Source organism: Aquipuribacter sp. SD81, from assembly GCF_037153975.1.
Taxonomy (GTDB): domain Bacteria; phylum Actinomycetota; class Actinomycetes; order Actinomycetales; family JBBAYJ01; genus Aquipuribacter.
Genome location: NZ_JBBAYJ010000032.1, coordinates 1 through 20,947, shown reverse-complemented (window position 1 = coordinate 20,947; position 20,947 = coordinate 1). Strand labels below are relative to the sequence as shown.

Below are 20,947 nucleotides of genomic sequence, written 5' to 3'. Positions count from 1 at the left end.
GGGGCTCAGCCCTCGTCGAGCCCGAGGCCCTCGCTGCACCACGGCAGCCCGAAGTACGCCCGGGTGGTCGCGTCGGCGGCCCGCAGCGCCACCTCGCGGGCCCGGGCCGTCGGCCAGTCCCGCACGACGCGCTCGACCGTCTCGCAGCGCCGCAGGTCGCCCTCGGGGGTCGGGTCGCCCACCGCGGCCTCCCGGTGCAGCTCCTCCACCGCGCGCGTGGCGGGGGAGGCGAGCGAGGCGCGCGTGGCGGCGGTGTTCACCGGGACGCTGAGCAGCACGAGCGCGCCGACGACGAGCGCCGCGAGCGCGGGGACCCACCGGGCGGCGCGGCCCCCGCGCAGCTGCACCGCGCGGCCCAGCAGCACGCCGGTGAGCACGAGCCCCGTCCACGTCACGACGGTGTGCCGGTACGGCTGCCCGAGCGAGACGACGACCTCCTGCGCCTGCACCGACACCGACATGATGACGGCGCTGCCGACGGCGACGGCGAGCGCGACGACGGCCGCCCGCACGAGCGCCGAGGCCTGCGACCCCGCCGACCACAGCCGCTCCCGCCCGCCCGCGGTGGCGCCGGGGTGGGCGGACCGGCCGTCGGGGTGCCGGTCGGCGCGCACGGCGAGCGCGCGCCACAGCACGAGCACGCAGGCCGCGAGCGCGGCCGCCAGCAGCAGCGTGCCGGCGCCGGGGCCGGCGACGGCCGGGTCCAGCCCGTTGGCCGCGAGCTCCTCGGCCGCCTCGTCGCGACCCCCGCCCGGGACGGACCCGAGGAGGTTCGTCCACGTGGTCCGGACCGCCGCCGCGCCGAGCGACGGCGTCGTGCCGACGTAGCAGTCCTGGTCCGCGCACGCGGCGGCGATGCTCGTCCGGGCCCACGTGAGCAGGACGCCGAAGCCCGCGACGAGGGGCACGCCCGCGACGAGCCGGGCCCGCAGGTCGGCGCCGCCGTCGGCTCCGGTGGGCGCGAGCAGCAGCGCGAGGACGGCGGCGGGCACCGCGACGTAGTACAGCTCGTAGGTGGTGGTGAGCGCGACGGCGAGCGCGAGGCCGACGACCGCGGACACGAGCACCGCGCCCGGCCGGCGGGCGGCGGTTCGCCGGGCGAGCCACAGCACGACCGCGACCGTGCCGAGCGTCGCGACCACCGCCCCGTAGGTGAGCAGGGGGTAGGCGACCCAGGCGTTGCGGAAGGCGTTCTGGGTCTGCGCGCCCGCCGCGAGCCCCGCGAGCACGACGAGCGACACGAGCGCGGCCTGCCACCTGCCGGGCCGGCGCAGGACGCCGTCGGCGCCGCGCCACGCCCACGCCCGGACGAAGGCCCACACCGCCGCCAGCACGGCCACGAGGCAGGCGACCTTCACCCACGAGTGCAGGGTCGCCAGCGGCGCCCCGGTGAGCACGCTGAGGTCGAAGACGCCGAGCGCGACGAGGCGGCGCAGCAGGAACGCCAGCGGGGTCAGGCGCCCGTCGGAGGGGTCGGAGTCCGCGACGACGCGGCCGAGCACCGCGCCCCACGAGCCGCCGGAGTCACCGGGCGCGAGCAGGTACCAGTAGCGGTCGTCGGCCTGCACCGGCGACACGAGCACCGGCCACAGCAGGGCCACGACGACCACGGGCAGCGCGGCGGCCGCCAGCAGCACCCCCGGCGCCGGACGGGGGCGACGCCCGGCGGTCCTGTCCCGTCCCCGGTCCGGTGCCGTCTCCGGCGCACGGCGCGCGGACACGGTCGGCGAGGGCACGGCGAACACCCTAGGCCCGGCCGTCCGTGGCAGGCTTCCGTCCCGTGCCTCGCGCCCTCGTCACCGGGATCACCGGCCAGGACGGCCTCTACCTCGCCGAGCTGCTGCTCGACAAGGGGTACGAGGTCTACGGCCTGATCCGCGGCCAGAACAACCCCAAGACCGACCTCGTCCGCCGCACGGTGCCGGGGGTGCGCCTGCTGACCGGCGACCTCACGGACCTGTCGAGCCTCATCCGCGCCATGGCGGTGGCGGACCCGGACGAGGTCTACAACCTCGGTGCCATCTCCTTCGTCGCCTACTCGTGGGAGAACGCGCACCTCACGACCGAGGTGACCGGCAAGGGCGTGCTCAACATGCTCGAGGCGGTCCGGCTCCACGGCGGCGACGACGTCTCCGGCGTCCGCTTCTACCAGGCGTCGAGCTCGGAGATGTTCGGCCGCGTGCAGGAGGTGCCGCAGCGGGAGACGACGCTGCTGTGGCCGCGCTCGCCGTACGGCGTCGCGAAGGTCTACGGCCACTACATGACGATCAACTACCGCGAGTCGTACGGCATGCACGCCTCCAGCGGCATCCTGTTCAACCACGAGTCGCCGCGGCGCGGGGTCGAGTTCGTCACCCGCAAGGTCTCGCGCGCCGTCGCGCGCATCGCGCTCGGGCTGCAGGACGGGCTCGTCCTCGGCAACCTCGACGCGCGCCGCGACTGGGGCTTCGCCGGGGACTACGTCGAGGCGATGTGGCGCATGCTGCAGCAGCCGGAGGCCGACGACTACGTCGTCGCGACCGGGCACACGCACTCGATCCGCGAGCTGCTCGACGTCGCCTTCGCCCACGTCGGCGTCGACGACTGGTCGGGCCTCGTCAGGCACGACGCGGCCCTGCTGCGCCCGGCGGAGGTCGACGTGCTGGTCGGCGACGCGAGCAAGGCGCGGGAGGTGCTCGGCTGGACGCCCCGGGTCCGCTTCGAGGAGCTCGTCACGATGATGGTCGACGCCGACCTCACCGAGCAGAAGGAGCGAGCGGGACGCGGCGGCGGGGACGGCTGAGGTGCCCCGCGCCCTCGTCACCGGCGTCACCGGGCAGGACGGCAGCTACCTCGCGGAGCGGCTGCTGGCCGACGGCTGGCACGTGACCGGGCTCGTGCGCGCCGGGGACACCAACGGCACGCTCGTGCCCGGGGTCGAGGTCGCCGCCGGCGACCTCGCCGACCCGGGGCTGTTCCGGCGCCTGCTGCCGGACGCGAGCCCCGACGTCGTGTTCCACCTCGGCGGCATCTCCTCCGTGGGGCGGTCGTGGCAGGACCCGGGCGTGACCGCCGACGTCACCGGCGCCGCGACCGCGCGGCTGCTCGGGGCCGCCCACGCGCTGGGCGCCGCGTGCCCCCGCGTGGTGGTCGCCAGCAGCGCCGAGGTCTTCGCCGGCTCCGGCGAGGTGCCGCAGAACGAGGCGACGCCCGTCGCCCCGACCTCGCCGTACGGGGCGGCCAAGGCGTACGCCCTGCACCTGGCCCGCACGTACCGCGCGGCGGGGCGGTTCGTGAGCGCGGCGGTGCTGTACAACCACGAGTCGCCCCGCCGACCGCACACGTTCGTCACGCGGACCATCACGCAGGGCGTCGCGCAGGTCGCGGTGCACGGCGGCCCCCCGCTGCGCCTGGGGAACCTGGCCGCGGTGCGCGACTGGGGGTGGGCGCCGGACTACGTCGACGCGCTGCACCGGATGGCGCTGGCCGACGAGCCCGGCGACTTCGTCGTCGCCACCGGCCGGGGCCACACCGTCGAGGACTTCGTGGCCGCGGCCTTCGCCGCCGTGGGTGTCGACGACTGGCGCGCCCACGTCGAGACCGACCCGTCCCGCTTCCGGCCCGTCGACGGGCCCGCGCTGGTCGGCGACGCGACGCGGGCCCGCGAGGTGCTCGGCTGGACACCGACCCTCGGCTTCGACGACGTCGTGCGGGCGATGGTCGAGGCCGACCTCGAGCGGGCGCGCGGCGCCGGCTGACGCCCCGTCGCAGGGCCCGGGCGGTCGCGCTCAGCCGGTGCGGCCGCGGGCGAGCACCCCGCTGGAGGCGGCGGCGAGGCCGAGGTCGGCGACGGTGAGGACCGCGCGCGAGACGAGTGCCACCGACAGGGCGGGCGCGACCCCGACGAGCGGTGCGAGGACCGCGACGAGCACCGCCTCGCGCGCGCCCACGCCGGCGGGCGCGGCGACCGCGAGGAAGCCCACCACCCACGCGAGCGCGTAGCCGCCGACGGCGAGGCGGACGGCCCCCGGCGAGGAACCGTCCAGCAACGGGCGAAGCAGCAGCCAGGTGGCGGCGCCGTACGCGGCCCACGCGAGCGCCATGAGCCCGGCGGCGCGTCCGGTCGCGGCCCACGACGGCGCCGTGCCGGGACGCACGCGGCCGGTCCGGGCGAGCAGGCCGAGCAGCCGCGCGAGGACCGGGGGCAGGAGCACGGCCAGCGCGGCCGCCCCCGCCGGGTACAGCAGCCACGCCCACGCACCGGCCACCGCGGGGCCGACGGCGAGCACCCCCACGACGACCCCCGTCGCGGTGTGCAGGAGCAGGAACAGGGTCGAGGCGGTGACGACCGTGCCGCGACCCACGCCGTAGCGGCGCGCGAGCGCCGCCTGGGCGAGGACCGGCCACACCGAGCCGGGCACGTACTTGCCGGCCTGCGTCACGTAGAAGACGCGGTGCGCGACCAGGGGGGCGGGCCGTCCGCCGAGGGCCGCGAGCAGCGTCCGCCAGCACTCGCCCGTGGCGAGCACACCGATACCGGTGAGCGCGAGCGCCGCCGCCGTCGGCCCCCAGCCGATCTCCGCCAGCGCCGGGCCGACCTCGTCCCAGCGCGCGGCGACGACCCACGCGCCGAGCGCGAGGACGGCGACGCCCACGAGCACCGACAGCCACGCGAGCAGGCCGCGCCCCGCACCGGGACGTCCTTCCCGCACCGGGTCGGGCACCGGGTCGGGCACCGGGCCGTGCGCCGGGCCGTGCGCCGGGCCGTGCGCCGGGCCGTGCGCCGGGCCGGACGCCGGGTCGCCGGCGCCCGCCGTCACCCGGCGGGCCGGGTACGGCCGAGCCGCGACAGCCGCTCCCCGTCCCGGGCGAGCAGGACGGTCTCGCGCGGCAGGGGCTGGCACGGGGTCGCCCCGCGGGTGCGGCGCATCGACCAGCCCTGCGCCCGCGCCTGCTCCACCGGCGTCCGGTACCGCTCGCGCTGGGCGTCGTCCAGCAGCAGCAGGCCGTCGTCGGCGACGCGGTCGAGGGCGTGCAGCAGCGAGGCCTCCCGGGCGCGGCCGTCCACGCACACGAGGTCGAAGGCGCCCTCGACGTCGTCGATCGTGCGCACGTAGGCGTCGAAGTCGAGGCCCCGGCCGGACGGCGCACCCGACGGCGTCCGCGCCGTCGCCCCGGCGGGGACGGTCGGCACCGTCGGCACGTGGAGCGTCGGGGTGCAGCGCAGCCCGTCGGCGTCCCGCAGCAGCTCCCGGACCCGGCCGGCCCAGCCCGCCTCGTGCTCGACGGAGTCGACCGCGGCGGCGCGGCGGGCGAGCCACACCGTCGAGGCGCCCGAGCCGTACTCGAACACCCGCGGCGCGGGGCGCTGCCCGAGGTGCGCGGCGACCGCGTCGACCGCCTCGTAGGTCCACCACGGCAGGTCGAGGGCGACGAGGTCCTCGGCGTTGTGCACCGCGAGCAGCGTGCGCAGGTGCGCGGTCCGCGACCGCGGCGCGGCCGCCGCGCGGGCGTCCCAGCGCCGCAGCAGACCCGTGCCGTCCAGCGCGCGGCGGGCGCCGGTGGCGACGGCGAGGTAGGCGGCGCGGACCGGCCCGGAGTCGGTCTCCACGCTCAGCCCCGCGCCCGCGCGGCGGCGACCGCGGACTCGCAGATCTCGGCGAGGCCGCGCCGCGCCTGCCAGCCGAGCACGTCGCGGATGCGCTCGACCGAGGCGACGAGGGCGGGCGGGTCGCCGTCGCGGCGGGGTCCCACCTCCACCGGCACCTCCCGGCCGAGCGCCGCGGACAGCGCGTCGACCACCTCGAGGACGGAGGCGCCCGTCCCGGTCCCGACGTTGAGCACGTCGTGCGGGCGCTCGTCGCGGTCGAGGTGCTCCAGCGCCCGCACGTGCGCGTCGGCGAGGTCGGCGACGTGGACGTAGTCGCGCACGCACGTGCCGTCCGGCGTGGGGTAGTCGCCGCCGTTGACGACGACGGGCAGGCCCTCGGCGGCGCGCCCGAGCACGATCGGGATGAGGTTGGCGCGCACGACGTCCGCGAGCTCCGGGCGCGCGGTGCCGGCGACGTTGAAGTACCGCAGGCTCACGGCCCGCAGGCCGTGCGCGCGGGCCGCGGCCCGCACGAGCCACTCGCCGACGAGCTTCGTCTCGCCGTAGGGGTTGATCGGCCGGCACTCGAGGTCCTCGTCGACCGCGGCCACGTCGGGCATGCCGTACGTGGCCGCCGAGGAGGAGAACACGAGCCGGTCGACGCCGGACTGCTGCATGGCGGTGAGGAGGTTCGCGAGGCCCGCGACGTTCTGGTGGTAGTAGCGGGCGGGCTGCTCGACGGACTCCCCGACGGCCTTGCGGGCCGCGAGGTGGACGACGGCCCTCACCTGGTGCTGGGCGAAGGCCGCCCGCAGCACGCCGGGCGCCTCGTCGCGCGCGAGGTCGAGCTCGACGAGGGGCAGCTCGGCGATGCGCGCGCCCACGCCCGCCGACATGTCGTCGACGGCGAGCACGTGCACGCCCTGCTCACGCAGCAGGTGCGCGACGTGCGAGCCGATGTACCCGGCGGCCCCGGTGACGGCGACTGTCATGCCGCCGAAACTAGCGGGCGCCGGCGCCGTCCCGGGACGCCGCGGCACCCGCGTCCACCCCGCGGACCCCGTCCGGCACGAGCACCGGCGCGCCGGTGGCCGCGACGACGTCGTCCGCGGTGACACCGGGGGCGAGCTCGCGCAGGACGAAGCCGTCGCGGGAGCCCGCCCGGTCGACGTCGAGGACGGCGAGGTCGGTGACGACACGGTCGACGACGCCCTTGCCGGTCAGCGGCAGGGTGCACTCCGCGACGAGCTTGGGGGAGCCGTCCTTCGCCACGTGCTCCATGATCACCACGACCCGCCGGGCGCCGTGGACCAGGTCCATCGCCCCGCCCATGCCCTTGACCATCTTGCCGGGCACGAGCCAGTTCGCGATGTCGCCGGCCGGGGTGACCTGCATCGCGCCGAGCAGGGCGATGTCGATCTTGCCGCCGCGGATCATGGCGAAGCTCGTCGCCGAGTCGAAGAAGCTCGACCCGGGCAGCACCGTGACGGTCTCCTTGCCCGCGTTGATCAGGTCGGGGTCGACCTCGTCCGCCTCGGGGTAGGGCCCGACGCCGAGGATGCCGTTCTCGCTCTGCAGCACGACCTCCACCCCGGCCGGCACGTAGTTGCTCACGAGCGTCGGCAGTCCGATGCCGAGGTTGACGTAGTCGCCGTCGTTCAGCTCCTGCGCCGCACGGGCGGCCATCTGGTGCCGGGTGAGGCCGCGCCGCGCGGCGGGCTCCGGGGTCTGCGAGGTCACGAGGCGTCCTGTCGGGTCGTGCGGCGCTCGACGAGCTTGTCGGCGGCCTGCTCGGGGGTCAGCGGCACCACCCGGTGCACGAAGGCGCCGGGCAGGTGCACGTGGTCGGGGTCGATCCCGCCGGGTTCCACGAGCTCCTCCACCTCGGCCACGCACAGCCGTCCGGCCATCGCGACGAGGGGGTTGAAGTTCCGCGCGGAGCGGTGGAACTGCAGGTTGCCGAGCCTGTCGCCGCGCGCCGCGCGGACGAGGGCGACGTCGGCGACGACCGCGGTCTCCAGCACGTGGTCAACGGGCTCGCCGTCCGGCTCGGCCGTGGCCCGGAAGCGCTCCACGCGCTTCGGCGGGCTCGCGACGACGACACCGCCGTCGGCGTCGTAGCGCCACGGCAGGCCGCCGTCGGCGACCACGGTGCCGACCCCGGTCCGCGTGAAGAAGGCGGGGATGCCGGCGCCGCCGGCGCGCAGGCGCTCCGCGAGCGTGCCCTGGGGCGTGAGCTCGACCTCGAGCTCGCCGGACAGGTACTGCCGGGCGAACTCCTTGTTCTCCCCGACGTAGCTGGCGACGACGCGGCGGATGCGGCCCGCCTCCAGCAGGAGGCCGAGGCCCGCCCCGTCGACGCCGCAGTTGTTGCTCACCACCTCGAGGTCGCCGACCCCGCTGTCGAGGAGCGCCTGGATGAGGACCCGGGGCACACCGCACAGGCCGAACCCGCCCACGGCGACGGTCGCGCCGGGCCGGACGTCGGCGACGGCGGTGCGCGCGTCGGGGACGACGATGTCCATGGCGGGCAACCTACCGCCCGGACGGGCGCACGGGAGGCCGGCCGGACGGGTGGGCGGACGGGTGGGCGGACGGGTGGTCGGACGGGTCCCCCGGGCGCTCAGCGCCCGCCGTTGAGGTTGCGCTCCTCGTGCAGCTCCCGGGCGGTGAGGTCGCGCCGGGCCACCTGCTCCAGCCAGTCGCGCAGCGTCCGGGCGAAGCGCTCGGGGGAGTACAGGTCGCGGGCCGTGCGGCCGAAGCGACGCCCGTGCGCGGCCAGCTCGTCGAGGTCGGCGGTGACCTCGCCGAGCCGCCGGCGCCAGCGGGGGGCGTCCTGCGAGGTCACGAGCCATCCGGTCTCGCCGTCGACGACCGCGTCCGGGATGCCCTCGATGTCGGCGGCGAGCACGGGGAGGTCGCGCACGGCCGCCTCGACGTTGACGAGGCCGAAGCCCTCCATGTCGCCGTACACGTGGATGTTCGGCTGGACGAACAGGTCGGCGCCGCGCAGGAGCAGCTCCCGCGTGGTGGCGTCGACGCGGCCGAGCAGCCGCACGACCCCACCGAGGCCTCGCGAGCGCACGACGCGCTGGATGCGGTCCTCCGCGGGCCCGGCGCCGGCGACGAGGTGGATGACGGGGCGCTCGCGGACGAGGTGCGGCAGCACCTGCGCGGCGAACCACGCGACGCCCTTGCGGCGCACGAGCCGGCCGAGCGTCACGAGCACGACCGCGTCCTCGGGCACGTCGAAGCGCCGCCGCAGCTCCGCGCGCGCCTCCTCGCGCGGGGCCATGTCCGACGGCGGGGCCACGGACAGCCGCAGCACCCGCAGGTGCTCGTCCTCCACGCCGGCCGCGCGGACGGCGCGCGCCGTCGCGTCGCTGATCGCGATGATGAGGGGCGCGGCCCGCAGGTGCCGGACCACGATCTTGCGGTAGACGCTGGAGTCGAAGGTGACGTCGAGGCCCATCACCATCGTCGCGTGGGGCATGCGGTGCAGCCGCAGCAGCCACGTCGCGACCGCGTTCATCAGCGCGTCGCCGAGCAGCACGACGTCCGGGCGGTCGTGGCGCATCGCGCGGTGCATGCGGACGAGCGTCGCCGGCAGCCACCACCACGAGTGCCAGTCGCTGCGGACGTTGCGCAGCAGGGTGACCCGCGTGCCCGTGGCGAGGAGGGCGTCGTAGGTGTCCTTCGCCAGGGTCTCCATGCCGCCGGTCTGCGGCGGGAACTTGCGGGTCACGAACAGCACGTGCACCCGGGGAACCTAGCGGGGCGGCGGGGCGGGCCGGTCGCTAGCCTGCCCGGGTGGACGTCCTCGTCGTCGGTGCCTCGGGGCTGCTCGGGACCGACGTCGTCACGGCGCTGCTCGAGGCCGACCACGAGGTGACCGGGCTGGGACGGGCCGAGCTGGACGTCCGTACCCTCGACCCGGACGACGCCACCGCCCTGCACCACGCGGTCGGCGGCCACGAGGTCGTCGTCGACGCGGCGGGGCTGTCGCCGGAGGCCGCGCACCGGCACCCGGGCCACGCCTTCGACGTCGACGCGGTGGGCGCGCAGCTGCTCGCGGCCGCCTGCGCCCGCACCGGCGCGCGCCTCGTGCACGTCTCCTCCGCCGACGTCGTGGCCGGTCACGCCCCCGGCGCTCCGGTGCCCGTGGAGGCGCCGCTGCGTCCCGTGGGTTCGCACGGCCGCGCGCACGCCGCGGGGGAGTGGGCGGTGCGCGCCAGCGGCGCGGACGCGGTCGTCGTGCGCGCGGGCTGGCTGTACGGCGCGCACGGCGAGTGCCTGCCGCGCCGGCTCGCGCGCCTCGGCCGCGAGGTCGACGCCCTCCGCGTGCCCGCGGTGTGGCAGGGGCAGCCGACCTGGACCGCCGACGTCGCCCGCGTGGTCGTCGGTCTGCTGGAGCAGCGGGTGCCGGCGGGCGTCTACCCCGCCTCGGCGATGGGCTGGACGGACCGCTTCGGCTGGGCGCTGGAGGTGTGGGAGTCGCTCGGGCGCGACCTCGACGTGCTCGAGCCCGTCGAGGCGGCCGGGCCGGACGGGTCCGGGACCGGCCCGGAGGGTCACGACCACGGACCCGCCGAGGACCGCGAGCACGGCGAGGACCACGAGCACGACCACGGCGACGACCACGACCGAGGCGGAGCGGACGGGCACGGGGCCGAGGTGCTCGGCGGCACCGTCGAGCCCGAGGGCTGGTCGGTGCTGGCCCCGCAGCCGCTGCGCCGCCTCGGCGTCGAGCCGATCGGCCCGTGGCGCCTGCGCTGGCAGGAGGCCGCCGACGAGGTCCTCGCCGACCTCTGACGGCCACCCCCTCGGTCGTGGGACGGCGCGCAGTCGCCGCGACGGTGACGTGCGCGGCGTCCTCCGACCCGGGGGCGGCCGCAGTCGTGGGACGGCGCGCACCGTCGCCGCGACGGTGACGTGCGCGGCGTCCCCCGACGCGAGCGGGCGGGGCGGCGACGTCAGGGGGTCGCGTGCTCCTGGGCGGCGAGACGCTCGAGCGCGTCGTCGCCGAGGCCGTCGTGCCACACGACGGAGCCCCCGTCGGCCCAGACCCCCAGCACGTCCTCCGGTCCCGCCTCGGGGTCCAGCAGCCGGCGCGCCCCGCCGCTCGCGCGCACCTCGCCCGCCCGGGCCGCCGCCGCGGCCGCCTCGCCGGGGGGCAGCGCGTCGGGGTGCAGCCGCACCTCCGCGGCGTAGTCGACCCAGCCGTGGCTGCCGACGCGGGTGTCCGCCGCGGCGGGCGCGAGCGCCGCGTGCGGCACCACGAGCACGTCGGGGGTGCCGCCGGGCGCGTCGGCGCCCTCGGGCACCACCCACACGTCGGCGTCCGCGTCGGCGGGCACGTCACCCGCGCCGTGGGCGGCCACCTCGAGGCCGAGGTGCCACGCGGCCAGCCACATGACCGGGGCCCGCCAGGCGGGTCCGAGCGCGGTGCGCAGCACGTCGTGCGGGCCGACCCCGCAGTCGGTGCCGAGCAGGTTCGCGGTCTTCGCCACCCAGTTGACGAGCACGCGTCCGGACAGCTCGACGCGCTCGCCGTCCCGGGACACCCACGTGAGCCGCGGCTGCGGCTCGACGCGCAGCAGGTGCAGCAGCCGGGGGACGTCGACGGGGGCCGGGACGGGGGTCGGTGCGCTCACGTCGACGAGACTGCCAGCCCGCTCGCCTACGCTGCTCCTGAGATGGACGAGACGACGACGGGCCCGCACGCGCCCGCGACCGCGCCCCAGGTGCTCCCGGGTACCCCCGGCGCCCCGGGGCCCGCGGTCGAGCGTGCCGTGGAGGAGGCCGTGGGCCGCGCCGTGGAGCAGGCGTTCGACGACGGGCCCCGCCGGGTCACCGCCACCGTGGTGCTGCCCTGCTACAACGAGCAGGACCACGTGCTGGCCGAGGTCGAGCGCATCAGCGCCGCCCTCGAGGCCGACGGCATGTCGTACGAGCTGCTCGTCGTCGACGACGCGTCCACCGACGACACCCTCGAGGTGCTGCGGGCCGCCCAGGACCGCTTCCCCCGCATGCGGCTGCTGCCGTTCCGCCGCAACGGCGGGGCGGGGACGGCGCGCCGCATCGGCACGCGCGAGGCGCGCGGCGAGATCGTCGTGTGGACCGACGCCGACATGACCTACCCCAACGAGCGCATCCCCGAGCTCGTGCGCGCGGTCCTCGACGACCCCTCCATCGACCAGGTCGTGGGCGCCCGGCTCACCGAGGAGGGCACGCACAAGTGGGCCCGCGTGCCCGCGAAGTGGTTCATCCGCAAGTTCGCCGAGACCCTCACCAAGCAGCGCATCCCCGACCTCAACTCCGGGCTGCGGGCCTTCCGGCGGGAGGTCGCGCTGCCGTACCTGCGGCTGCTCCCGCCCGGCTTCTCGTGCGTGACGACGCTGACGATCTCGTTCCTGTCCAACCAGCACGACATCCGCTACGTGCCGATCGAGTACCGGAAGCGCGCCGGGGTCTCGAAGTTCAAGTTCTTCCGCGACGCCTACCGCTACCTGCTGCAGGTGCTGCGCATGGTCATGTACTTCGACCCGCTGCGGGTCCTGCTGCCGGTCTCCCTCGGGCTGCTCGTCCTCGGCGGCGCCAAGCTCGTCTACGACCAGTTCACGGCGCTGTTCAGCCTCGCCGACAACACCGTCCTCATCCTGCTGAGCGGGCTGCTCATCGGCATGATGGCGCTGCTGGCCGACCTCATCGTCCGCTCGAGGGACAGTCCCTGAGCAGCCCACGGGCACCGGCCGCGCGCGGAGGTGCAGTGGAGCAGGGTCGGCGGTCGCGGGGCAGCAGGCTCGCAAGGCTGTCCTCGCTCGTGCGCTCCCGGGCGTTCCGGCTCGGCTTCCTCGGCATCACCGTCGCGCTCGCGGCCGTCGCGCTGGCCCTCGACGGGCGCGAGTTCCTGCTCGGCGTCCGCCGCCTCGGCCCGGCCAGCCTCGTGCTCGCGCTCGTCTTCACCGTCGGCAACGTCCTGCTGTCGGCCGCGGCGTGGCGCTCGGTGCTCGCCGACCTCGGCAGCCGGCTCGGGGCGGGCCCGACCGCCCACGTGTTCCTCGTCGGCCAGCTCGGCAAGTACCTGCCCGGCAGCCTGTGGCACGTCGTCGCGCAGGTCGAGCTCGCCGCCGACCACGGCGTGTCCCGCCGCCGCTCCGCCTCGGCCACGGTGGTCCACGTCGTCGTGGTCTTCGCGACCGCCCTCGTCCTCGGGGTGTCGGGCTTCGCGCTCGTGCCGGACCTGCTGCCGGGCGGCTACTCGTGGGTGGCCCTGCTCGTCGTCCCGCTGCTCGTGCTGCTGTGGCCGCCGGTCCTCAACCGGGTCCTGGCCCGCGTCCTCGCGCTGGCGCGCCGCCCGCCCCTGGAGCACACCATCAGCCACCGCGGGGCCTGGCGCACCACCGGCCTCGCCTTCGCGTCGTGGCTGTCGATCGGGGCGCAGACGGTCGTGCTCGTCTCCCGGGTCGGCGACATCGGGCTCTCGGTCCGCCTCGTCGTGCTGGGGGTCACGGCCTTCGCGCTGGCCTGGTGCGTCGGCTTCGTCACCGTCATCAGCCCCGCGGGCGCGGGCGCGCGCGAGGCCGCCCTCGTGCTCATGCTGTCCGGTGTCATGTCGCCGGGCCGCGCGCTGCTCGTGGCCGTCGTGTCGCGCGTGCTCATGACCGCGGCGGACCTCGGGCTCGCCGGCGCCGCGCTCGTCGTGGAGCGCCGGCGGTCCCGCGCCCACCGCGCCGCCAGCCCGCCCGACGCCGGTGGCCGGACGTGAGCGACGCGCGGGCGGTCCGCGAGTGGCGGCCCGGCCGCCCCGTCGACCTCGCCGGCACGCTCGGCACGCTCGTGCGCGGCTCGGGTGACCCCTCGCACCGCCGCGCCGGCGCCGAAGGGCTGTGGCGTGCCACCCGGACCCCCGACGGCGCCGCCCTGCTCCACGTGCGGGTCGTCGCCCCGCTCGGCCTCGTGCTCGCCGAGGCGTGGGGCCCGGGACGGGCGTGGGTGCTCGACGGCGTGCCCGACCTGCTCGGGGCACGCGACGACGGCGGCGAGGGCGGCGACGGCCCCGGCTTCGCCGACTTCCGGCCGCGGCCTGAGCACCGGCTGCTCGTGGAGGCGTGGCGCGCCCGGCCGGGGGTGCGGACCCCCCGGTCGCGGGCCGTGGTCGAGGCGCTCGTGTGGGCGGCGCTGGAGCAGGTGGTGACCGGCAAGGAGGCCCGTCGCGCGGTGCGCCTGCTCGTGCGCCGCTACGGGGAGCCCGCGCCCGGCGCGCCCGCGCTCGAGGGTGGGCCGGCCGCGGGCATGCTCGTGCCGCCGACGCCCGCGCAGTGGCTGCGGGTGCCGACGTGGGAGTGGCTGCGCGCGGGGGTGGAGGGGCGCCGCAGCGCCGTCGTGATGCGGGCCGCGCGGGTCGCGGGACGCCTCGAGGCGACCCTCGGCGGCGCGGCGGCGGAGGCCGACCGGGCCCTGCGGACCCTGCCGGGGGTGGGTCGCTGGACGTCGGCGGAGGTCCGGCAGCGCGCCCACGGCGACGCCGACGCCTTCAGCTTCGACGACTACCACGTCGCGAAGAACGTGACGTGGGCGCTCACCGGGCACGTGCTCGACGACGACGCGTGCGCCGAGGTCATCGACTGCTACGCCGGTCACCGCTACCGCGTGCAGCGCCTGCTCGAGCTCGCGGGCGTCGCCCGGCCCCGGCGCGGTCCCCGCTTCACGCTGCCGACCCACACCCCGGCGGGCTCGGGCGGGCGCTCCTGACGAGCGGGCCGGGGCCCTTACCGGGCTACCGCACCGGGCGGACCACGACCGCGACCGTCGTCGTCGGGCCCGGGGAGGCGGGCGGTGCGGCGTCCACGTGGCACCGCAGCCCCTCGGCCCGGGCGGCGACCACGACCCGTTCGGCGAGCCGGCCCACCGCGACGGCGTCGGGTCCCTCGACGACCACGGTGCCGGCCGCCGCGTCGGGCCGCACGGTCCCGACCAGGCCGTCGGCCGCCGCACCGGAGGCGGCTACCGCCGCGGCGCGCGCCAGCACGCCGGGCCCGCCGGGGTCCGGTGCGGCGGGGGCGAGCGGCACCCCGGCCGTGCCGGGCGGGCAGCCGAGGGCCGTGCGCACCGCCTCCACCGTCCCGAGGGCGAACCAGTCCGACGGGCCGAAGCGGACCAGCCCGGCCGCTCCCGGCCCGTCCTCGGCGGTCACGAGGTGGTCCAGACCGGTGAGCACCGCCGCGGGCACCCCGTCCGCCTTGCCCTTGACCAGCTCGGCGGCCGCGGCGACCTCGTCGGCCACCGCGCGCACCGTCACCGACAGGGGCGCGCCGTCGGCGTCGATGCCGCCCCGCAGGTCGTCGGTGGGCCGCAGCCCGGCGCAGCCGAGGGCGAAGTCCGTCTGACCCGCCCGCCACGGCCGGCCGGAGGTGTCGGTGAGCACGACGCCCGGGCGGGCCCCGGTGAGCGCCGCGACGTCACGCCGCAGCCTGGCCGCCTCCGCGTCGGGGTCAAGGGGCAGGACGAGGACGCGCCCGCCCGCGTCGGGGCCGGTGTTCGAGGCGTCCACGCCGGCGGCGGCCATGACCGGTCCCGCCGCCGCCCGCACGATGCGCGTCGTGCCGTTGGCGGTCTCGCGCTCGGCGACGACCCCGCGGCTCTCCGCGGCGACCGCCGCCTCACGGTCCGCCCGCCACAGGCCGAGCGCCTTGGCGACGACCTTGCTCGAGACCGCCAGCACGTCGCCGTCGGCGAGGTCGTGATGGGCCCGCCGGAGCGCCGCCACGAGCAGTCCGGCGAGGTCGTCGCCCGTGCGCACCTCACCGACCCCCGTCAGCGGCACGACCCGCAGCGCCCGCCCGCTCGCCCGCCCGCTCACGCGCCCGCTCACGCGCCCGCCGTCGCGCCGTGCAGCCCGAGGGCGACGTCGAGCGCCGTGCCGGCGAGGCGCACCGCGCCCTCGCGGTCGCGCATGAGCAGGTCGGTGCCGTGCACGGCGACATCCGCACGGTCCGGGTGGTCGGCCGGGGTGAGCGCGGCCCGCGTGGCCCCGAGGTCGGCGTCGTCGACGAGCCAGGCGTCGAGGACGTCGCGCAGCAGCCCACCCACCCCGGCGGCCGTGCACGGCACGTCGAGCGCGGCGAGGCACGCCGCGGCCATCCCGCGCACCGTGCGGCCCCCGACGACGGGCGCGACGCCGACGACGGGGGCGGCGGTCCCGCGCAGGGCGTCCCTCACCCCCGGCAGGGCGAGCACGGGGCCGAGCGAGACGACGGGGTTGCTCGGCGGCAGCAGCACGACGTCGGCGCCGCGGAGCGCGTCGAGCACCCCGGGCGCCGGCACGGCGCGGTCGAGCCCGAGCAGCGGGAAGCCCTCCGCGGGGGTCTCGGCGTGCCCGCGGACCCACCACTCCTGCAGGTGGACGGCGCGGCGCTCCGGGTCGCGCACGACGACGTGCGTCTCGACGGGCTGGTCGGACATCGGCAGCAGCCGTACGCCCGGTCGCCAGCGCTCGCACAGCGCCCGTGTGACCTCGCTGAGGGTGTAGCCGGCCCCGAGCATGCGCGTGCGCACGAGGTGCGTCGCGACGTCGCGGTCCCCGAGGGTGAACCAGTCCGGTCCGGCGCCGTACGCGGCGAGCTCGGCGGCGACGTGACCGGTGTCGCCGTCACGCCCCCACCCCTGCGCCTCGTCGACGCCCCCGCCGAGGGTGTACATGAGCGTGTCGAGGTCGGGGCACACCCGCAGGCCGTGGAGGGTGATGTCGTCGCCCGTGTTCGCGACGACCGTCACCTCCGCCGCCACGTCGCGCGCGCGCAGCGCGCCGAGCAGGCCGCGAAGGAACCGGGCGCCGCCGACCCCGCCGGACAGGGCCGCGACGCGCAGGGCCGGGGGCGGTCCGGGCGGGGGAGCGGGCGGCTCGAGGTCGGGCACCGGCGCATTGTGTCGTCCCGGGCCGGGGCCCGGGCTCTTGGTGGCCACCGGCGTCGAGGAGGCCGGGGCCGGCGGTCGGTGCCCGGGCCCGCCGACGACGACCCGGGGGAGGCGCCCTTACCGGGGACCGGGGTCGAGCGCACGCCGGCGCGGACCCACCGGACGTGTCGTCGCAGACCGCGTCGAGCCGCACACGGTAGGTGATGTGTCGATCACGGATAGCACGATCGCGCTTGACACCACCCGGATGACACGCGTGTAATTCCCACGTCGTCGTTCTGTCCGGACCGCCAGGCCCCCGTGGACAGCAGGGCCCGTGGACGGGCGGCGCGAGGGCCTGACGAGCACCGGGGCGAGGAGGACGTCATGGCACTGCCGATGACCGTGCACGAGGTGGCACGGGGGACCGCACCCGCGGACCCGACACGCACGCTGGAGGAGATGGACGAGGCGCTGCGAGGCGCCGCGGCCCGGACCCTGCCGCCGGAGCTCGTGCCCGTGGGGGACGACCTCGAGGCGCTCGAGGAGGACGACGACGACCTCGACGACGCCGTCGACGGGCTGGCCGGCCTCGACCTGCCGCCGGGCGTCCTCGTCCACGGCGGGGCGGTCGTGCTCCCGCTGCTGCCCGGCGGCCGCCCGCCGGCCCCGGACTGGAAGGACCGCGCGCTGTGCGCGGAGACCGACCCCGAGGCGTTCTTCCCCGAGAAGGGCGGCTCGACCCGGGAGGCGAAGAAGGTGTGCTCCTCGTGCGACGTCCGGGCCGAGTGCCTCGACTTCGCCCTCGGCAACGACGAGCGCTTCGGCATCTGGGGCGGGCTGTCCGAGCGCGAGCGCCGCCGCCTCAAGAAGCGCGTGGTGTGAACCGCGGCCACGAGGCCGCGGACGCGGCGGGACCCGACCACCGTGACGTCCCGCGCGGGCCCGACGACACCCGTGCGCCCCGAGCGGGGGCGTCCCCCGCGGTCGCGGGCGCCGTGGCTACCGTCGGACGCATCGACACCGTGACACCTCCCCGGACCGGCGCGGGGACCGCCGACGCGGCGGTCCGGCCGCACGTGACCGCCGTGCTCGTCTGCCACGACGGCGCCCGGTGGCTGCCGCGCACGCTCGCGGCGCTCGCGGGCTCGGACCGGCGGCCCGACGTCGTCGTGGCCGTCGACGCGGGCTCGCGCGACAGCAGCCCCGTGCTGCTCGACGCCGCGCTGCTCGCCGCGCCGGTGGCGGGGGACCGCAAGGTCGTCGACGCCGTCGTCACCGTGCCGCGCCGGACACCCCTGGGGGAGTCCGTGCGCCGCGGCCTGCAGACGGCGGCCGAGGTCGCCGCGGACACCCTCGGGGCGGGGGCGGGCGTCGAGCGCGCCGGCGCGCCCGGGTGGGTGTGGCTGCTGCACGACGACTGCGCCCCCGAGCCCGCCGCGCTCGACCAGCTGCTCGCGGCCGTGGCCGCCGCGCCGACGATCGCGGTCGCCGGGTGCAAGCAGCGCGGCTGGGACGACCCGCACCGCCTCGTCGAGGTCGGCGCGACCGTCACCCCGGGCGGCCGGCGCCTCACCGAGGTGAACGCCGGCGACCTCGACCAGGGCCAGCTCGACGGCCGCGGGGACGTGCTCGTCGTGTCGACCGCGGGCATGCTCGTGCGCGCCGACGTCCTCACCGAGCTGGGCGGCCTGGACCCGGCGCTGCCGCTGGTCGGCGACGACGTCGACCTGTGCGTGCGCGCCCGCCGGGCCGGCTACCGGGTGTCGGTGGTGCCCAGCGCCGTCGTGCGCCACGCCGCCGCCCTGGAGTCCGGGCAGCGCGAGGCCACGGCCCTGCGGGGGCGCTGGGGGCGCGGCCTCGGAGCGGCCGCGCCGCGCGCCGGCGGGCCCGGCGGCGGCCTCACCTGCGCCCGGCGTGCGCACTGGCTGCACACCCGGCTCACCGAGGCGCCGCTCGCCCTCGCCCCGCTGCTCCTGGTGTGGGTGGTCCTCGTGACGCCGCTGCGCGCGGCCGTGTGGCTCGCGCGGCGACGGCCCGGCTACGCCTGGGCCGAGCTCGCCGCCCTCGCGCACCTGCTCGCGCACCTGCACCTGGTGGTGCGCTCCCGCTGGCGCTCGCGCCACGTCCGCGCGGTCCCCAGCGCCGCCCTGCGCCCGCTGCGGCCCACCCGGGCCCAGGTGCTCCGCGACGAGGTCGACGCCTACCGGGTGCGTCGTGCGCTCGCGCGGCGCCCCGACGAGTCCGCCGACGACGACACCGTGCCGCTGGAGGCGTTGGAGTCCGGGCCGGTCGACGACGACCTCATCGACCTCGACCTCGGCGCGGGGGGCCCGCTCAAGCGCGTCGTCCGCCACCCCCTCACCTACCTCGTCCCGCTGCTGGCGCTCCTGGGTGCGGTGCCGTGGCTGCGCGGGCTGCTCGCGCCGCCCGTCACCGCGCCCGAGGGCGAGGTCGCGGGCGGCCCGGCCGCCGGCGAGCTGTGGGCCCGGGCGCTCACCGACTGGCGCGACGTCGGGGTCGGCACGCCCGCCCCCGCCGACCCCGCGACCGCGGTGTGGGCCACCCTGACGAGCACGGCGTCGCTCCTCGGCGGCGACGGCTGGGCCGGCTCCGACCTCGCGACCGCGCGCGGCTGGGTCGTCGCCCTCGCCCCCGTGCTCTCCCTGCTCGCCGCGTGGGCCGCCGCCCGGACGGTCGTCCCCCGACGCCTCCCGGTCGCCGCGCTCGCCACCACGTGGGCCGTGCTGCCGGCCACCGGTCTGCTCGGCACGCCCCGGGCCGGGACGCTCCTCGTCCACGTGCTGCTGCCGCTGCTCGCCGTCGCCCTCCTCGCGTGCCTCGGCCGCCGCCCGCTCCGGGCGACCGCGGTGACGGGGCTGCTCGCGACCGTGGTCGTCGCGCTGTCCCCCGCGACGTGGCTGCCGCTCCTCGTCGCGGCCACGGTGGTGGGCGCGCTCGGCGGCTGGCGCGCCCGGGCGACCTGGCGGGCGGTCCTGCCCGTCGTCGGTGCGCTGCTGCCCGCGCCCCTGCTCGCCCCGTGGGCGGTGCTCGTCCCGGCCGCGCCCCGGCTGCTGCTCGTCGACCCCGTGGCGGCCGACCCGTCCGCGACGGCGCTCCCGACCCTCGTCGACCTCGCCCCCCGGGCCCGCGCCGTGCTGTGGCCCGCCGCCGGTGGGTCGGGCGCACCCGACCCCGTGGACGTCGTCGTCCTCGTCGTCGTGGGGCTCGCGGTGCTCGCCGTCTGCCTCGCGGCCCTCCTCGTCGTCCTGTCGCTGTCCCGGGCGCGTGTCCCCGCGGCGTGGGCCGCCCTCGGCGTGGGCGCGAGCGCCCTCGCCGCCGGCGCGCTCGCGCTGTGGCAGGCCGGCCTGGAGCCAGCGGTCCCCGCCTCGGCGGCCGCGCTCGCCGGTCTGCTGGTGGCCGCCCTGCTCCTGCGCGACCTGCACGACCCCGACCGCGCCCCCGCACGCCGTGACACCCCCGCCCGCCGGCGCACGTGGTGGCTCGCCGGTGTCGCCGGCGCCGTCGTGCCCACGGGCGTCGTCGCGGCCGCGGTTGCCGTCGCGGTGCTCGCCCCGCTGCCCGGGGCGACGGGCGGGCTGCCCGCCGCTGCCCTCGTCGGGTCCGGCTCCGAGCTGGCCACCCGCACCCTCGTCATCACCGAGCGGGTCCCGGACGGCACCGCCGGGCGGGCGGGTGACGAGCCTGCCCAGGCCGGGGCCCTCGCCGACGAGGCCGCCGCCGACGAGGAGCCGGTGCAGCCGCCGGTCCTCACGTGGGCGACGACGAGCGGCCTGCCGGGACCCGGGCAGGACTCCGTGGCCCGCCTCGTGCTCGACGGCGTCGACCGCGCCGGCGACGCGCGGCTCGCCACGGCCGTCGAGGCCCTGCTCGGCGAGCCGGGCACCCCCGCGGGCTCCGTGGCCGCGGCGCTCGCGCAGGCCGGGGTCGGCTGGGTCGTGCTGAGCGGTCCCGAGGAGCTCGAGACGGCGGTGGCCCAGCGCGCCGGCCTCGTCCGCACCGCCGTCACCGACGGCCGCTCCACGTGGCGTGTCGACGCGGCCGCGGTCCGCGACGCCGGCGCCGCCGAGCCGGCCCGGGCGCGCATCGAGGACGGCGACGAGCCGGTCGTGCCGCTGCCCCTGGACGGCGAGGCCGCGGCCGTGCCCGCGGGCGGGGAGGCGCGCGTGCTGGTCCTCGCCGAGAACGCGCACCCCGGCTGGCGCGCGACCCTCGACGGCGCCGGGCTGGAGCCGGTGCGCGTCGCGGGCTGGGCCCAGGGCTTCGAGCTGCCCGCGGACGGCGGGCGCCTGGAGCTGCGCGGGCCGACCGTGCGACCGGACGCCGTGCTCCTCTCCCTCGGCGCCGCCGTGGTCGTCCTCCTGCTGCTGCTGTGGCCCGCCGGACCCCGCCCCGTGCGCCGCTGGGACGGCCGCCGCGCCGTCCCCCGCGGCCCGCGCGCCCGCGCCCGCACCGCCGAAG

At 78.0% G+C, this 20,947-nt stretch carries 18 protein-coding genes; 8 read left to right on the top strand and 10 right to left on the bottom strand.

Features of this window, described 5'->3' with window-relative positions; translation table 11 throughout:
- Positions 1–5: 5 nt before the first annotated feature.
- Positions 6–1,736, bottom strand: a complete 1,731-nt coding sequence (locus WAA21_RS16200) for a hypothetical protein (protein ID WP_336923874.1) — start codon at positions 1,734–1,736, stop codon at positions 6–8.
- A 44-nt stretch (positions 1,737–1,780) separates the two neighbouring features.
- Here WAA21_RS16200 and WAA21_RS16195 point away from each other — a divergent pair, with 44 nt between their 5' ends.
- Positions 1,781–2,782: a GDP-mannose 4,6-dehydratase gene (locus WAA21_RS16195; RefSeq protein ID WP_336923873.1), complete on the top strand. Its 1,002-nt coding sequence runs from the start codon at positions 1,781–1,783 to the stop codon at positions 2,780–2,782.
- Position 2,783: 1 nt separating this feature from the next.
- Entirely contained in the window at positions 2,784–3,737 is a 954-nt protein-coding gene (locus WAA21_RS16190; RefSeq protein WP_336923871.1) for a GDP-mannose 4,6-dehydratase, read from the top strand.
- Positions 3,738–3,767: 30 nt separating this feature from the next.
- Here WAA21_RS16190 and WAA21_RS16185 read toward each other — a convergent pair whose 3' ends face one another.
- From WAA21_RS16185 to WAA21_RS16160, 6 genes are all read right to left on the bottom strand, one after another.
- Positions 3,768–4,799, bottom strand: coding sequence for a lysylphosphatidylglycerol synthase domain-containing protein (locus WAA21_RS16185; RefSeq protein ID WP_336923869.1), 1,032 nt, complete (start codon positions 4,797–4,799; stop codon positions 3,768–3,770).
- Positions 4,796–5,590 (bottom strand): class I SAM-dependent methyltransferase, encoded by a 795-nt coding sequence (locus WAA21_RS16180; protein WP_336923868.1) that lies wholly within the window; start codon positions 5,588–5,590, stop codon positions 4,796–4,798. The genes WAA21_RS16185 and WAA21_RS16180 overlap by 4 nt, the downstream gene beginning before the upstream one ends.
- A 2-nt stretch (positions 5,591–5,592) precedes the next feature.
- Entirely contained in the window at positions 5,593–6,561 is a 969-nt protein-coding gene (gene galE / locus WAA21_RS16175; protein ID WP_336923867.1) for a UDP-glucose 4-epimerase GalE, read from the bottom strand.
- A gap of 10 nt (positions 6,562–6,571) precedes the next feature.
- Positions 6,572–7,255 carry a 3-oxoacid CoA-transferase subunit B gene (locus tag WAA21_RS16170; protein ID WP_336923887.1) on the bottom strand — a complete coding sequence of 228 codons (684 nt, stop codon included), beginning with the start codon at positions 7,253–7,255 and terminating at the stop codon, positions 6,572–6,574.
- 50 nt (positions 7,256–7,305) lie between these two features.
- Complete coding sequence (locus WAA21_RS16165) at positions 7,306–8,094, bottom strand: CoA transferase subunit A (RefSeq protein ID WP_336923866.1); 789 nt, start codon at positions 8,092–8,094, stop codon at positions 7,306–7,308.
- A 98-nt stretch (positions 8,095–8,192) separates the two neighbouring features.
- Positions 8,193–9,329 (bottom strand): glycosyltransferase family 4 protein, encoded by a 1,137-nt coding sequence (locus WAA21_RS16160; protein WP_336923865.1) that lies wholly within the window; start codon positions 9,327–9,329, stop codon positions 8,193–8,195.
- Between the two features lie 50 nt (positions 9,330–9,379).
- On the opposite strand from WAA21_RS16160, the gene WAA21_RS16155 reads away from it, so the two are divergent.
- Positions 9,380–10,381: an SDR family oxidoreductase gene (locus WAA21_RS16155; RefSeq protein ID WP_336923864.1), complete on the top strand. Its 1,002-nt coding sequence runs from the start codon at positions 9,380–9,382 to the stop codon at positions 10,379–10,381.
- A gap of 161 nt (positions 10,382–10,542) precedes the next feature.
- On the opposite strand, the gene WAA21_RS16150 is transcribed toward WAA21_RS16155, so the two are convergent.
- On the bottom strand, positions 10,543–11,223 hold the full coding sequence (locus tag WAA21_RS16150) for a TIGR03089 family protein (protein WP_336923863.1): 681 nt from the start codon (positions 11,221–11,223) through the stop codon (positions 10,543–10,545).
- Positions 11,224–11,265: 42 nt separating this feature from the next.
- Between WAA21_RS16150 and WAA21_RS16145 the strand changes: the two genes are divergently transcribed.
- The 3 genes from WAA21_RS16145 (at position 11,266) to WAA21_RS16135 (ending at position 14,323) form a co-directional block, all read left to right on the top strand.
- Entirely contained in the window at positions 11,266–12,303 is a 1,038-nt protein-coding gene (locus tag WAA21_RS16145; RefSeq protein WP_336923862.1) for a glycosyltransferase family 2 protein, read from the top strand.
- Positions 12,304–12,392: 89 nt separating this feature from the next.
- Positions 12,393–13,337, top strand: coding sequence for a lysylphosphatidylglycerol synthase domain-containing protein (locus tag WAA21_RS16140; RefSeq protein WP_336923860.1), 945 nt, complete (start codon positions 12,393–12,395; stop codon positions 13,335–13,337).
- The gene (locus WAA21_RS16135) at positions 13,334–14,323 is read left to right on the top strand and encodes a DNA-3-methyladenine glycosylase family protein (protein ID WP_336923859.1); all 990 of its coding nucleotides are present in this window, start codon (positions 13,334–13,336) and stop codon (positions 14,321–14,323) included. Before WAA21_RS16140 ends, WAA21_RS16135 begins: the two co-directional genes overlap by 4 nt.
- Before the next feature lie 25 nt (positions 14,324–14,348).
- Here WAA21_RS16135 and WAA21_RS16130 read toward each other — a convergent pair whose 3' ends face one another.
- Both WAA21_RS16130 and cofD read right to left on the bottom strand, forming a co-directional pair.
- A complete protein-coding gene (locus tag WAA21_RS16130; protein ID WP_336923858.1) occupies positions 14,349–15,443 on the bottom strand; it encodes a coenzyme F420-0:L-glutamate ligase in 1,095 nt (364 codons plus the stop codon).
- Positions 15,440–16,438, bottom strand: a complete 999-nt coding sequence (cofD, locus tag WAA21_RS16125) for a 2-phospho-L-lactate transferase (RefSeq protein WP_336923886.1) — start codon at positions 16,436–16,438, stop codon at positions 15,440–15,442. Before cofD ends, WAA21_RS16130 begins: the two co-directional genes overlap by 4 nt.
- A gap of 414 nt (positions 16,439–16,852) precedes the next feature.
- Here cofD and WAA21_RS16120 point away from each other — a divergent pair, with 414 nt between their 5' ends.
- A complete protein-coding gene (locus tag WAA21_RS16120; RefSeq protein ID WP_336923857.1) occupies positions 16,853–17,350 on the top strand; it encodes a WhiB family transcriptional regulator in 498 nt (165 codons plus the stop codon).
- Positions 17,351–17,490: 140 nt separating this feature from the next.
- On the top strand, positions 17,491–20,947 hold a 3,457-nt coding region (locus tag WAA21_RS16115; RefSeq protein WP_336923856.1), incomplete at its 3' end, for a glycosyltransferase family 2 protein.